The organism is Bacillus sp. RC51 (assembly GCF_044908115.1).
In the GTDB taxonomy this organism is placed as follows: Bacteria; Bacillota; Bacilli; order Bacillales; family Bacillaceae_G; genus Bacillus_A; species Bacillus_A mycoides.
The window spans coordinates 180122-197435 of the sequence record NZ_JBIYCW010000001.1 but is presented as its reverse complement, the minus strand read 5'-3'; the positions used below and the strand labels follow the sequence as shown (position 1 = coordinate 197435).

The 17314-nt window shown below is 37.0% G+C and carries 4 protein-coding genes; 1 reads left to right on the top strand and 3 read right to left on the bottom strand.

Annotation, left to right across the window (positions count from 1 at the left end):
* Position 1 precedes the first annotated feature (1 nt).
* Complete coding sequence (locus ABH959_RS01010; RefSeq protein WP_404492165.1) at positions 2 to 15034, top strand: DUF7507 domain-containing protein; 15033 nt, start codon at positions 2 to 4, stop codon at positions 15032 to 15034.
* A gap of 67 nt (positions 15035 to 15101) precedes the next feature.
* On the opposite strand, the gene ABH959_RS01005 is transcribed toward ABH959_RS01010, so the two are convergent.
* The 3 genes from ABH959_RS01005 to ABH959_RS00995 form a co-directional block, all read right to left on the bottom strand.
* Complete coding sequence (locus ABH959_RS01005) at positions 15102 to 15242, bottom strand: FbpB family small basic protein (protein WP_001228051.1); 141 nt, start codon at positions 15240 to 15242, stop codon at positions 15102 to 15104.
* 336 nt (positions 15243 to 15578) lie between these two features.
* Positions 15579 to 16445: a 5'-3' exonuclease gene (locus ABH959_RS01000; protein ID WP_113937083.1), complete on the bottom strand. Its 867-nt coding sequence runs from the start codon at positions 16443 to 16445 to the stop codon at positions 15579 to 15581.
* A gap of 132 nt (positions 16446 to 16577) precedes the next feature.
* A complete protein-coding gene (locus ABH959_RS00995; RefSeq protein ID WP_113937082.1) occupies positions 16578 to 17303 on the bottom strand; it encodes a P-type ATPase actuator domain-containing protein in 726 nt (241 codons plus the stop codon).
* Positions 17304 to 17314: the final 11 nt, after the last annotated feature.

Sequence of the window (17314 nt, the reverse complement as noted above, 5' to 3'; positions counted from 1 at the left end):
CATGCCCATTACGAATCGATTTTCTACCACCACTAACGGCGCACTCGCTATTACAGGAAACACACTAGGTTTAAGTAAAATTAGCAATCTAAACCGTGCTGGTACAATCGGTGCAATTGGTGCATTCGTAACTACGAATACCGCTTTACAAGTAACTACTTTTCCTGCAGGTACAACGTTAAACTATACACAAAATAGTTCTACCGCTATTTTGAATATCCCTGCTGGTAGTACTATTCTTTACGCAGAACTCGTTTGGGGTGGAAACTATTTATCTCGGGATCAAAACATTACGAGTGTATTAGGAAACCCCGTTTCTTTTACAACACCTGTGTCAACATACTCAATTACCCCTTCGGCTGTTACAGCTTCAAATCAAACATTCGTTTCTGGATCTGTCACATTTGGATTTTACACACGATCAGCGGATGTAACGTCACTCGTTCAAGCTGCTGGATCTGGATCTTATACAACAGGTTCTGTTCCTGGACTTGTAGATCCTTTAGACGCTTCTAATGGAGCAATTAATTCTGCAGGATGGACGCTTATTGTCGCTTATCAAAACGGTTCCTTACCCGCAAGGAATTTAACAATTTACGTAGCTGGTAACCGTGTTTCTGTAGAAACCGGTAGTGCAGATGTATCTGTCTCAGGGTTTTTAACACCTGCCGGGGGACCTGTAAGCGGGAGATTATTTTTAAGTTCTACTGAGGGGGATGCTGATTTAACTGGGGATCAAGCTTTATTTGGACCAAACTTCAGCTCATTAAACGCTTTATCTGGGCCAAATAATGCTGTAAATAACTTCTTCGCGTCTCAAATTAATAATGCAACAGGAAATTTAGATACAACTGGAACATTCGGAACGCGTAATCAAAGCGGATCCACAAGTACTAATATTTCTGCTGGAAGACAAGGGTGGGATATTACAGCCATTGATATATCTCCCTATTTAACAAATTCACAGGTTTCCGCCGCAATCCGTTTAACAACGAACGGTGACGCATATATGCTAAATACAGTTGGTTTACAAATTGATATTAATTCACCTAATATACAAGCAACAAAAAGCGTAAATAAAAGTGTTGCTACAATTGGCGATATTCTAACCTATACAGTTACTGTTCCTAACACCGGGCTTCTTCCTGCAAATAACGTTACTTTTACAGACGTTCTCCCTAACGGCACTTCCTTTATACCTGGCAGCGTAACGATAGATAATGTACCACAAACAAACGCAAATCCTGCCGCTGGTATTTCTCTCGGAACAATTAATAACAACGCTTCTCGTACAGTGACCTTCCAAGCAACTGTCGTTTCTCTTCCAAGTCAAAACCCTATCTCTAACACCGCTAACATTACGTTTCAATACACACCAATTGCTGGGGGAACAACTTTTAACGGTCTTGCAACGAGTAATGCTGCCGGCACACAAATTAACCTTGCAACTATTAATGGAACTAAATCAGTTAACAAACTTTTTGCCGATATTAGTGATACGTTAACTTATAGTATTTCCTTAGCTAATGCAGGAAATATCGCTGCTACAAATGTTATATATACGGATCCCATTCCAAACGGGACTACTTTTATTCCAGGTAGTGTAACTGTTAACGGCGTTATTCAAGCTGGAGCAAATCCTGCTAATGGTATATCCGTTGGAACTATTGCTGCAAATTCTACTACTACCATTTCATTTCAAGTATTCGTTCCTTCTATCCCCCAAACAAATCCAATATTAAATAGTGGTACAACAACATATCAATACATTCCTGTACCAAATCAGCCTGCAGTAAGTGGTACTAATACGACTAATACCGTCTCTACTCAAGTGAATAATGCTACTGTAACTATGGCAAAAACAGTGGATAAAAACTATGCGGATATTGGAGATACACTGACTTACACTGTTGCCTTTACAGGTACAGGTAATACGAATGCGAACAATGTTATTTTTACAGATGCCATTCCTACAGGAACAACTTTTGTCCTAAACAGTTTAACAATAGATGGCACAACACAGGTTGGCGCGAATCCCGCTAATGGTGTGAACATAGGCTCCATCCCAACTGGTACGACAAAAAACGTTTCATTTCAAGTAGTAGTAAACACAATACCTCCAGCAAATATCGTATCTAATGGATCAAGCGCTTCTTATCAGTATACTGTCAACCCTAGTCAATCACCCGTTACGAAAAACATCGCTTCTAACGTCGTTACCACTCAAATTAACAATGCGAATTTAACATTAACAAAATCGACAAATAAACAATTTGCTACAATTGGAGATACAATCAGTTATACAGTCCTTATTACAAACAGTGGAAATACTGCTGCAACGAACGTACAGCTAACAGATCCACTTCCAAATGGAACGATATTGACTCCAGGTACTGTAACGCTAAACGGCGTTTTGCAAAATGTAGCTTCTCTTATTGCCTTACCTATCGGTACAATTCCTGGCGGAGCTACTTTCACCTTATCGTTCCAAGTAACAGTCATCAACATTACCTCCCAAAATCCTATCATTAATAATGCTTTCGCCTCTTATATTTACACTGTAAACCCAAGCCTGCCGCCAACTTCAAAAACAGCAAATTCTAATTCTGTTACCTCAACAATTAGACTAGCAAATCTACATGCTATAAAATCTGTAGATAAAACATTTGCGGAAGTTGGAGATGTATTAACTTACACCTTTGCTCTTACAAACGATGGAAATGTTGCGGCGAACAATGTATTACTATCCGATTCAATTGCAAATGGTACTTCCTTCGTACCGAACAGTGTTATAGTTAACGGTGTTACTCAGCCGGGCGCAACACCAGCTAGCATCAATATTGGTAGCATCAATGCTAATACTACAATTACAGCTTCATTCCAGGTATTAATAACTAGTATTCCAAACCCAAATCCTATTTCGAATAGTGCCTCCATTTCCTATAACTTTATTGTTGATCCAAACGCTTCACCTGTAAGTAAGAACACTACTTCAACCACTACATTTACTCAAGTAAACGATGCAAATGTCATTTCAGCCAAAACAGTGGATCGAGCGTTCGCTACCGTAGGGGATATATTAACTTATACCGTTATTTTAACGAATGCAGGAAGTGTTTCTGCTGATAGTCCTACTTTCGTAGATACGAATCCAGACGGTACTACCTTTATCCCAAACACTTTCCTTATTAATGGTGTGCTCCAAAATAACGCAGATCCAAATATAGGTGTTCCGTTACCTTCCATTCCTACTAACGGCTCACTTACCGTCTCTTATCAAGTAACTGTCACCTCTTTACCAGCACAAAATCCAACAATAAATTCATCTAGTACACAGTATAGCTTTATTCTAAATCCTGGCGATCCACCAATTATAGAAACATCTTTAAGTAACACTGTAAGTACACAAATTAATTTAGCAAATGTAATTATTGTCAAACAAGTAGATTTAACTATTGCTGATGTTGGGCAACCAATCACATATACAATTTCCTTAGCTAACCTTGGCAATACTACAGCAAATAATGTTGTTGTTACCGATATAATCCCTCCCGGCACCACTATCGTACCAAATAGTATTTTTATAGGTGGCGCTTTACAGCTAGGTGCAGACCCAAGTACCGGCCTTCAAGTCGGCTCCATTCCTGCTGGTGGTTTTACAACGATTGTTTTTCAAATAAGTGCAAATGGGCTACCTTCACCAAATCCAATTCAAAATAGCGCTTCACTTCAATATAGCTTTATCGCTGATCCGAGTTTACCCGCTGTTGTTAGAAACTCTGCTAGCAATATAGTAACTACACAAATTAATACCGCTAATATTGTTGCTACAAAACTAACGAGTACAAATTTCGCTGATGTTGGTGATGTCATATTATATGCAACCATTTTAACAAATAACGGTAATATCCCTGCTTCTAATGTAACGTTTACAGATATCATTCCAGCGGGTACCCTCTTCATTCCTAATACTGTAACGATTAACAATGTCCCTATAGCAAATGCAAATCCTGCTAACGGTATTTTGATCGGTACAATCGGGGCGAATTCATCACGTACCGTTTCATTCCAGGTTTTTGTACCAAATATCCCTGCTGTAAATCCGATTACAAATCAATCAGGCACAACATTCCAATATACGTACGATCCATCCAAACCAGCTGTAATGCAGATGGTGGCTTCTAACACGGTACAAACAACAATTAATAACGCTACGATTACCGCTGCAAAATCTGCAGATAAACAGTTCGCTAACGTAAATGATATTATTACGTACACGACTACTTTAACGAATAGTGGGAACACTCTTGCATCAAACGTGATTTTTACAGATGTAATTCCAAACGGGACATCGTTTATTCCTAATAGTGTAACAGTAAATGGGAATATACTGCCTAATGTAAATCCAGCGAATGGGATAGCAATTGATCCAATAAATCCGAATGCAAATACGATAATTTCGTTCCAAGTACAAGTAAATTCCATCCCGAATCCGAACCCAATCCCTAATCAAAGTAATACAGCATACCAATATGTCGTAAATCCTAACTTACCTCCAGCATCCGCCAATGCGTTAAGTAACGTAATAACAACTCAAATTAATAATGCTACGATCGTCGCTACTAAATCAGTGGATACACCGACAGCTGCAATTGGAGATATCGTTACCTATACGATTGCAGTTACAAACACTGGAAATATCCCTGCTAGTGCAAATGTTTTAACGGATGGGCTTGGCGCAGGAGCTTCATTTATCCAAAACTCCGTAACTATCAATAATGTTCCACAACCAGGATTAGATCCATCACTTGGTATTCACTTAGCAGATATTCCACCAGGTAATACTGTATTTATTGCTTTTCAAGCACAAATTTTAGCGATACCGCCTAGTGGCACATTAACAAATAACGCCCTTGTAAATTATGAATATACAGTGAATCCAAACCAATCACCTGCTGTTGGTAGTACAATTACAAACACAACGGTTACTCCAATTATTGATGCTACTCTATCTATAAATAAAACTGTCAATTCAACATTCGCTACTATTGGAGATACACTTACTTTCACTTCTACCATTACTAATTCCGGTAACACTACCGCAAACAATGTTATTTTTACAGATTTAATTCCAGATGGTACAACGTTTATTCCAAATAGTTTTACAGTAAATGGAACAACCATTCCTAATGCAAATCCACAAAATGGTATCAATATCGGTAACATAAATTCAAATGCATCAGTTATACTCAGCTTTCAAGTAAACATTACAACGATTCCAAATCCTAATCCAATCCCTAATAAATCATCGCTTCAATATAGTTTTATTGTAGATATTAATGAACCACCTGTTTCACGAACAGTTAAATCCAATAAAACTTTTACACAAGTAAATACTGCTTCCGTTATCGCAACAAAAACTGCGAGCAGTGCATTTGCTGCTGTTGGCGATACAATTACGTATACAACAACCCTTACCAATAACGGAAATACAACTGCAAACACACCTGTTTTTATCGATATATTACCATTTGAACTTTCATTCGTCCCTGATAGCGTAAAAATTAATACCATCCCACAACTCGGATTTAGGCCAGATAGCGGGGTTCCTTTAGACCCAATTCCAGTTGGAGGAACGACAACCATTACCTTCCAAGCCATTGTCGGTTCAATACCAGCTTCAAACCCTACGATGAACCAATCTAGTACAACATACTCTATCATTGTTGACCCTACCGAGCCGCCTGTTACAGAAACGGCTACTAGTAATCCGGTCTTAGTTCAAATAAATGAAGCAATTATTCAAGCAACGAAAAGTGTGGATCGTATCTTTTCTGACGTAGCACCTGGAAATTCATTTTTAACGTATACTGTTTTATTAGAAAATATAGGGAACACGACTGCTACTAATATCATTTTTACAGATCCGATTCCAAATAATACAGTATTTATAGAAGATAGCGTTCGAGTAGGTGGGGTTTTATTACCTGGAGTAAATCCAGCGAATGGGATACCAATTGGAGATATTATTGCAGGAGATTTTATAAACGTCACCTTCCGCGTGCAAGTAGTTAGTATTCCAAATCCAATTTTCACAATTGGGCCTGGGGGACCAAACTCACCGGTTGTAAACGGTGCTTCTATTAATTATCAATTTATGACAGGACCTAATTTACCACTCGTTTCACGAAGTACAACATCCAATTCTGTTTCGACACAAATAAATTCCGGAGAAATTGCACTAGTTAAATCCGCGGATAAAAATTTCGCAACGATCGGCGATACCATTTCTTATACAATTACATTAAATAACCCTGGAAATGTCACTTCACAAAATATAATTTTCACGGATATTTTGCCTGATGGAACGACATTTATATCTGGCACTCTTATAAATGATTCTGGTACGCAGCAAATTGGCAATCCGGCAAACGGGATTCAGATTGGAAATATAAATCCCGGTGGTACGGCTACTATTACGATAAATGTCCTTGTGACAAACATTCCAAGTATAAATCCAATCTCTAATTCTAGTTCTGTACAATTTCAGCATATTGTCGATCCAAGTCAACCCGCTATAACACAAACCGTTTCATCTAATACCGTGACTACGACAATAAATAGTGCAATATTAACTACAACAAAAAGTGCTGATAAATCTATAGTTTCTGTCGGAGATACAATTACGTATACAACGACTATTACGAATACTGGTAATACACCCGCAACTAATATAACATTTACAAGTGCTATTCCAGCTAGCACTACATTTATACCAAATTCAGTCACAATAAATGGAGTTCAACAGCCTGGTGCGCAACCAGCACTTGGAGTAAATATACCCAATATCGCTCCTGGCCAAACAGTAACTGTTACTTTCCAAGTAAATGTTATTTCTATTCCACCTTCAAGTTCGATTATGGGTAACGATACAATTTTATATTCTTATACTGTCGATCCAAACGGTGCTCCTGCTACTACTTCTACTTCAACGAATATTGTTACAACCCCTGTATTAGATGCTATGATAACGATGGTAAAATCGGTTGATCAAACGCTTGTAACACTAGGTGATACCATTACCTATACGACAATTTTAACGAATAAAGGTAATACAAATGCAACTAATATTACTTTCATTGACCTTATACCAGATGGCACAACATTTATTACTGATAGTGTTACAATAAATGGCATCACACAAATTGGTCTTAACCCTAATACAGGTATAACGATTGGATCAATTGCTCCTAACAGCTCAATATCTATAGCATTTCAAGTTACCGCTACTTCCACCCCTGTTCAAAATCCGATTGCCAATTCCGCTACTGCTTCTTACACATTTATCGCCGATCCAAATGCACCGATTGTTTCAAGAACTGCTACTTCCAACACAGTGTTCACTACAATTAATACAGCTACCATTCTTTCATCGAAACAAGTTGATAAAGCATTTAGCAGCATCGGAGACACACTCACTTATACTGTCGCTTTAACAAACAACGGAAATTCCTCCGCACAAAATGTTATATTCACAGATATCGTGCCGAGCGGAACTACTTTTATTGCAAACACATTTTCTATTAATGGAATTCCTCAAAGCGGTGCGAATCCAACGAATGGTGTAAATATCGGACCTATAACAGCTGGGGCTACAGTAAATGTTTCATTCCAAGTAAACGTGACCTCATTACCAACCGCAAATCCAATTGTAAATTTCTCATCGACATCGTATCAATTAGTCTCACCACCTGATGCAGAAACTTCAATTAGTAATCCTGTTTCAACGCAAATTAGAGAAGCTATATTATCCATGACGAAAAATGAAAGTGTATCCTTTGCAGATATCGGGCAAACTGCCTTTTATACTACTTCTATTATCAATGTAGGCAATACCGATGCAACTAACATTGTATTCACAGACGTATTACCAAGTGGACTCACATTTGTTCCTAGCACATTAACTGTCGATGGCATTTTACAACCTAATGCGGATCCAAATACAGGTGTATTACTTGCAGCACTTCCACCAAATGAAATATATAGTATCGTCTTTCAAGTTACAGTGAACAGCATTCCACCTATTAATCCAGCACCGAATACAGCATCAACGACATATGAGTTTACTGTTGATCCAGGTAATCCGCCGGTATCGAATACAGCTAGCTCCAACACTACACTTCTTCAAATAAACAACGCACATATTATTAGTACAAAAACAGCAAATCTTACTTTTACGGATGTTGGTAATACAATAACATTTACACTTAACCTTCCTAATACAGGGAATGTGGCTGCAACTGATGTAACTATTATCGATATTCTTGATAGCAATTTAAGTTTCATTCCAAACAGTTTCACAGTTAATGGGCAAACCATTCCAAACGCTGATTTGTCTACTGGTGTAAACATAGGTTCAATTAATGGGGGTAATACGGCAATCGTTACATTCCAAGCAACTGTTACTACACTTCCAACACTTAATCCAATTTCTAATTTTGCTTCTACCACATATCATTATGTCGTTGATCCTAGCCAGTCACCTATTACAACTTCCAATCAATCGAATACAACGACAACCCAAATTAATAGCGCTATCCTTACTGCACAAAAAAATTCAAATGCGGAAACGGTAGATATCGGGCAGGATATCGTCTACTCCGTTACAATTACAAATAGCGGAAATGTTAGTGCAACGAATGTTATTTTTACCGACCTTATTCCAGCCGGAACTTCCTTTGAACCGAATAGTTTTACACTTAACGGAATTAGCATCCCAAATGCAAATATAATTACAGGTGTTCCAATTGGTGATATCGCGCCAAACCAATCTGTCATCGTAGCATTTCATATTAATGCCAATGAAATTCCGCCTATAAATCCAATTTCCAACCAAGCTAGCGTTAGCTTCCAACATATCGTTAATCCAGCAAATCCTCCAGTTTCAAAAAATATTACTTCTAACAGCGTTACAACAAAAATTGAAAGTGCTATTTTAAACACTATTAAAATAGGAGATAAAGCTTTTGCAACTATCGGTGATACGATTACGTATACAACTACTATTACGAACACAGGAAATATTCCTGCTAACAACGTTATTTTTTCAGATCCTTTACCAACATGGACACAATTTGTTGCAGGATCAGTTGTTGTTGATGGCACTCCATTACCATCCGCTTCTATTATTAGCGGTGTTGGCATAAATACAATAACTCCAAATCAAATCGTAACAATCATATTCCAAGTTCAAATTGTAAGCAATCCAACAACGTTCACACCTGAACTCCAAAACTTAGGATTTGTTAACTTCCAATATAACGTAGGCAATTCATTACAAGCCCAGCCTGGCAATGTGGAAACGAACGTCTTCGTTACTTCTATTAATTCAGCAATACTTTCAGCTGTAAAAACTGCTAATACAGCCTTTGCAAATATCGGAGACACAATCACTTATACAGTTTTGATTCAAAACAGCGGCAATACAAACGCTACGAATTTAAATTTCTCAGATCTTATTCCAGCTGGAACGACCTTTGTTGAAAATAGTTTCTCTGTAAATGGAAGTATCATTCCAGGGGCAGATCCAAATAACGGGGTTAATATCGGAACCGTTAGTACGAACAGTTCCTTAACTGTTACTTTCCAAGTCATGGTTGCATCTACTCCACCTTCAAACCCAATTACAAACGTTGGATCTATTCAATTCACATTCATTGTTGACCCGGCAGCTCCTCCTGTTACAAGCACAATAAATTCTAATGGCGCTTCAACACAAATTAATAACGCTACCGTTACTACTGTTTTAGAAGCAAATCGATCAATCGTATCCATCGGAGATATAATTACGTATACAGCAACATTAACAAATACCGGAAACTTCCCTGCAAATTCTGTATTGCTCATAAACGGAGTTCCTGTAGGTGCAGTATTCGTTCCAAATAGCGTTACGTTAAATGGAATGTCACTTCCAAATGCAAGTCCAACTCTCGGTATTCCAGTTGGTATTATCGCACCAGGTGATTTTGCTACTATTACGTTCCAATTTCTTGCAAGCTCTATTCCACCGCAAGGGGCGATTATAAATCAAGCCATTACAAGTTACACGTATATTGTCGATCCAAGTCAACCTCCAGTTACAGCAACATCCTCATCTAATACGGTTAATACAGCTGTCGTTGATGCATCGTTATCCGTAATTAAAAATACAGATTCTCTCGTACAATCTACTAACGGTACAATCACTTACACAGTAGTCGTTCAAAATAACGGAAATACAACTGCAAATACAGTTAATTTAACAGATTTGGTCCCAGAAGGAACTGCATTTATTCCTAATAGCGTGACCATTAATAGCGTTTCCGTTCCAGGTGCCGATCCAAACATAGGGATACCTTTAAACGCCATCGCGCCGTCAGAAATCGTCACCGTCACATTCCAAGTTATCGTTCAATCCATTCCAAGCGTGAATCCAATTTCTAATACAGCCCGTATTGACTATACTTTTATCGCCGATCCAACCTCTCCTATCATCTCTCGTACAATTACTTCTAATCCAGCATCCACACAAATTTCAGATGCGACTATCATTTCTTTAAAAGCAGTCAATGCACAACAAGCAACAACTAGCGATATTTTGACCTACACGATAACATTAGAAAATAACGGAAATATCTCAGCAACTAATCTCTCATTTTTAGATTCTACTCCAAATGGGACTACATTCGTAGAAAATAGTTTTACACTTAACGGAACAGCTATACCTGGTGCCAATCCAAACGTAGGTGTTACTTTGCCTAACCTTGCAGCAAACGCTACTCACCTTATTTCGTTTCAAATTCTTATTAATAATTCATTCTCGCAAGATTCTATTACAAATCAATCCAATACAACATATACAATTCAACCAGATCCAAGCCAGCCGCCTATTACTGAAACATCTACAAGTAATATTGTCATTACAAATTTTGTGCAAGCACAATTGACAATTACAAAAACGTCCAATCCAATAACTGTAGATATTGGCGGAACTATACTTTATATTTCTGAAGTGAAAAATATCGGCAATGTTGACGCAATAAATATTATTTTTACAGATTCTATTCCAGCTGGGACTACATTCGTTCCCGATAGTGTCACAATTAACGGTGTCCTGCAACCAGGTGTAAATCCAGAAAACGGAATACCAATTGGAACGATTCCAGCAAACAGCTCCAAAACAATACTATTTCAAGTGCAAACAAACAATCCACCTACTGAAACCGAAATTGTAAATCAATCTTCTGCAAATTACCAATATGTAAGTATTCCTACAGCTCCACCGGTGAATCGCTCTGCAAATTCTAACATTGTTACAACATCACTTCAAAATGCAAATATTATTTCTGTTAAAAGCGCGGATGTAACTTTCGTATCAATTGGGCAAATTATTACCTACACAAATACACTACAAAATATAGGAACCATTCTAGCTAACAATACCGTGTTTATTGATAACATTCCAGAAGGTACTATATTCATTGAAGATAGCTTATCAATAAATAATGTGATTCAGCCTGGCGCGAATCCTGAAAACGGAGTAACTCTCAGTACGATACAACCAAATGAAACAGTCACTATTTCATTCCAAGTACAACTTACAAATATACCGTCCGGCAATACCGTCATTAATATTTCAGACACTTCGTACGAATACCAAATTGACCCTAGCTCTCCGATTATTCAGCGTAGATCGTTATCAAATGCAGTAAACACGGAAGTGCGGACGGCAAATATTAGTGCAATTAAATCCGCCAATAGATCCATTACACGCATCGGCCAAATTATCACATATACAGTCGCAGTTACAAACGCTGGTACAGTACCTATTACAAATGCACTACTTATTGACGCAATTGCAGCTGGCACCACATTCGTTCCAAATAGCATCCTTGTAGATGGCATACCAAGACCTAACGAAAATCCAATTACCGGAATCACCCTTGATATTATCCTTCCAAATAATACGATTATTGTTACGTTCCAAGTAAATGTAGTCTCTATACCTTCTCAAAATAACATTAATAATATCGCTGTCATTCACTATGAATATCAACCGGATCCAAGCTCACCACCAATTTCAGAAACGACCTCTTCCAATAGTACAAATATACAATTTATTGACGCTATTCTTATCGCTACAAAATCCGCTAATAAAGTATTAGCTAATATTGATGAAATCATTGAATATACAGTATTAATCCAAAATAACGGATCCACTACAACTAACTCCATCTTTTTTACAGATACTATAGAAGATGGAACAGTATTTATTCCGGGAAGTGTAATAGTTAACAATACTGTACTTCCTACAGCAGATCCGAATATCGGCTTTTCCATTGCTAATATCGCGTCAGGTCAATCGACAACAATAACATTCCAAGTTTCCGTTACGAATTTACCTGCTGTAAATCCAACACCTAATACGGCAAACATCGTCTACGACTTTATTTTCAATCCTGACTTTGCACCAATTCAAAAATCTACTACTTCCAATACTACTTTCGTTCAAATTAATGACGCTGATATCGTTTCACTGAAAACTGTTGATTTAACTTCTGTAACGATTGGTGACATTTTAACTTATACAACAACTTTAACGAATACAGGGAATACGGATGCTACTGCTGTTGTATTTACAGACAATATTCCTGATGGAACAACCTTTATAGACGGTAGTGTTTTAGTAAATAATATTCCTCAGCTTAACGCCAATCCAAGTGCCGGTATACTTGTAGGAACGATTGCTCCTGACATTTCTATTCCAGTCACATTTTCTGTTACCGTCGTAACTCTTCCAGCTAGCGGCCATGTTCAAAATCAATCAACTTCTCGTTATACAATAAATGGGGAAGAACAAATATCGACTAGTAATATTACCTTCACTGAAGTTATTTCTGCTAATGTAATTGCTACAAAAACAACGCCTATCCAATATGCTGACCTACAAACTATTATCCCTTACACAATTTCCATCATAAATAACGGAAATATACAAGTGGAAAACATTATCGTTACAGATATCATCCCAGCAAATACGAGCTTTATAGAGAATAGCGTTATTGTAAATGGCAACGCTCGGCCAAATGACAATCCACTTAGCGGTATACCAATTGATAACATTCCGCCTAATACGACAGCAACTATTCTATTCCAAGTCCGGGTTATTTCGATTCCGCAAACAAATCCAATCTCTAACACGAGTGCAATTGAATATGAATACACGGTACCAGATCAACAACCTATTACCGAAACTATTATTTCATCAGCTGCTGTAACAGAAATTAATCATGCGAATTTGACTAGTAATAAAGCTGTTGACCTTGCATTTGCAACGGTTGGTGATACGTTAACGTATACGATTACACTAAATCAAACTGGTAATGTTTCAGCAGATGATGTAGTCATTCAAGATATTATTCCTCAAGGTACTACGTTTATAGAAAATAGTGTCATTGTAAAAGGAGAAACTGTTCCGGGAGTTAATCCAGTAAGCGGCATACCAATTGGTACTATAATTGTAGGTGGAGATGCCATCGCTTCCTTCCAAGTAACTGTGACTTCTATTCCAACACCAAATGAACTCAGCAACAAAGCAATTACTACTTTTAACTATATAGTCAATCCAAATAACTTACCTGTTACAAATACGATTACAACAAATACTGTGACAACAACTGTCCAAAATGATAATGTCGTTGCCATAAAATCTGTTAATGCCACGAATGCATTACCTAGTCAAACTTTAACGTATACAATTACAATTACTAATAGTGGCAATGTAACGATTGAAGATCTTTTCGTTGTAGACACCGTATCAGTAGATACAACCTTCGTTACTAGCAGTGTTACGATTAACGGAATCAATCAACCGAATGCGAATCCTGAAAACGGTATTACATTAGGAAACCTTGCTCCTAATGAATCTGCTATCATTACGTTCCAAGTAACAATATCTTCTTCGACTCTTCAGCCTACAATTAATAACAATGCTTCTGTTTCCTATACTGTTATCCTTGATCCGAATGAACCACCTATTACAATTACAAAGCAAACAAATACCGTTACAACAACACTCATTGATCCAATGGTGCGCATTGAGAAAACCGCTGACAAATCTATTGTCGTTATAGGAGATATTATTACATTCACATTAGAGGTATTTAATAATTCCCCAATTCCTACAGTAAGTACTTCCGTTTTAGATATGATTCCAGCTGGTACAACATTTATAGAAAACAGCGTAACAATTAACGGTACTTCGGTTCCAAATATTCGTCCAGACACCGGTATTAATATCGGCGCTTTACCTGCAGATGGAGTAGCAACTATAACATTTAAAGTTCTCGTAACTTCTATTCCTTCAAACAGTGCGATTATCAATTCTGCAACCGTTACAGCTGCTTTCCAATTGACACCACAGGATCCAATTATTATTTTCATTGTTAATTCGAATATTGTTCGTATACCAGTTCAATTTATAACGGCAGCAGTGATAAAAAATGCTTCCGTTAGCTCAGCTTATTTAAACCAATATTTTGATTATACAGTGCGTATTACGAATACTTCCGAGATTTCACTTTCAAATATTTCATTACAAGACACCATTCCAGCAGGTTTACAATTTATGAACGGTACGGTCTTCATTAATGGGGAACGCTCTCCACTAGCGAATCCGAATATCGGTTTCCTAGTCGCTACTAATTTGAAACCGAACGAAACAATTATCGTATTATTCACAGTACAAGTGATAAGTCCACCTATTAATAATGAATTTAAAAACACGGCAAACGTTTCTTTACAACTTCAAGTCTCTCCTACCGATCCACCAATCACAGTAACCATTACAAGTAACGAAAACATCGTCACCTTTATTCTAGAAAATCCAGATGAAACACTTCCAAATTTAAATTGTTTCTTTGACGGTGAACGTTTCATACGCATTACTCCTCGAAATATACGAAATTACTTTTGGACTTGGATTTGGTGGCGTTAATCAAAAAAGAAAAAGCTTGTAGTTCGGATAATATCCAAACTACAAGCTTTTTTCATAAACAAAATTATCAATTGCTAGCAGCACTATATGCTACATGTCGTTTCTCAATCCGTTCTTCAATTTCTTTCATATTCTCTTTATTAGTTAGTAGGGATTGTTTATTTTCTATTAATAATTGTTTAAAGGATTTTCTCACTTTTTTTCGCATGTTTATTTTCCTCCTTGGGGGATGGTTTATATAAAAGATAACTTGAAACTTTAATTAATGAGAGGATTTACCCTCACTAATTATTAGCCTACATCAATCGGGCTTTTACAGGGAGTTACTCTTCCATCATCACTCTTTATTCAGCTATAATACTGAGATAGAAGTCCTATCTCCCGTTAATGCGGGATAAGGATTTATCTGTGTGTCCTTATAATAGTTGATTGTTGTGAATTCCATTTGAACTTCATATGAAAATTCCGTTTATTTTCTGACAACTTTGTGAACAAAAAAAGAAAGGTTAATCAAAAATATATTTGATCAACCTTTCCATGCTCTTTAAAGCATATTAATTAATATTTCAGGTCTTCCCCAATTCATTTCGTTACAAACAAAGCGTAGTTTTTCTTCGTCCATTGTGTGTAACCCTTCTTCTAACGAGCATGAAATTGGAACTTCACAATGAATTTGCGCTAATTGTAAAGAGATATTTAAATTCTCTAAATCACTTTCAATTTTTGTGCGCTGCGCTTTCGTTAATGATGCTATATTTTCTAGCACTGCCGATACTGTCCCGTATTCTTGAATAAGCTTATACGCTGTTTTTTCACCAATACCTTTTACACCCGGATAATTATCACTTGTATCTCCCATGAAAGCTTTCGCATGAACAATTTGCCAAGGTTCTACACCTTTATCTTCCATGATTTTTTCCGGTGTGTAATACTCGTAATTTCCAATTCCTTTACGAAGAAGCATAACTGTAACATTCGTATCAACAAGTTGAAGTAAATCTGTATCACCTGTCAAAATATAAACTTCCGCTTCATTGCAATATTGTTTTGCAAGCGTACCGATACAATCATCCGCTTCATAACCTTTCATACCGATTACAGGCATAGATAATTTCGCAGTCATTTCTTGCACTAAATCAAATTGCGGAATTAATTCTTCCGGCGGTGCTGCACGATTTGCTTTATAATTCGAGAAAGATTCCGTTCTAAATGTCGTACTTCCCATATCCCAGCACGTTACAATGTGCGTTGGTTCGATTGCTTGTGTTGCTGTTAATAAATGCTTCATATAACCATGAATCCCATTCGTCGGGGTACCATCTTGTCGTTTCATAAATTGTCCATATACACTTGTTGCGTAAAAAGCACGAAATAATAGTGCCATACCATCAACTAATAATACTTTTTTCATAATTCCTCTCCTACTAACAAAAAATAATAACCTCACGTTATCACGTAAGGTTATATATAGATTACCATTCTACGTTTTTGTTCAACTTTGTCTATTATACATTGTTTTTGTATATTTAGCATCATTAACACATTAAGACATTCTACCACAGCAAGTATGAAGTATTCCTGAATACGTATTTTTACCTGTCGAAACAACTACAGCCTTTGCATTTCCGTCAACAATATACGTACCTTTGAAACATACATTTTCAAGTTCAAGTGGATTATAGTCTTTCATCCGTTTTAATGGAATAAATCGTTTACGTTCAAGATGATAGCAACTTTCAAATTTCTCAATACTAGCATCATTTCCTGTCAGCATAGATTCATTTACTAATAAATCATTTGCATAAATAATACGTACATCTGCCGGCACTGTATCGCCCTCTGAAAGAAAAATCATATCTCCAGGTACAAGCTCTTGTATTGGTAATTTCATCATTTTCAGTTCACTGTTTAGCCCTGTTACGCTAGAGGCTTCTACTCTAGAAACAGTAACTGTTTCACATTGTAATTCATCACCCATATTTTGTTTTGAAAGACCTGGAATCATTCCACTTAGCTTCATCATTACTTCCGCAATACGCGCTCTTTTTGAAGTTAATTCATTTCGACCGTATACTTGAATACGCTTTTGTGCCTCTTTCATAGATAGTCCGTCTCTTGTTGTTTTAAAATACGCAAATACAGATTTTACATCTCTTGTTGCGATTTCAATTAATAAATCTTTATTTTTTTGAAGCATTGTTTGTTCTTTCATTGCTTTTTTACTTAATTTATACGAAGTGTTACCCACACTTTTATTTACATATAACATATTATCGTCTC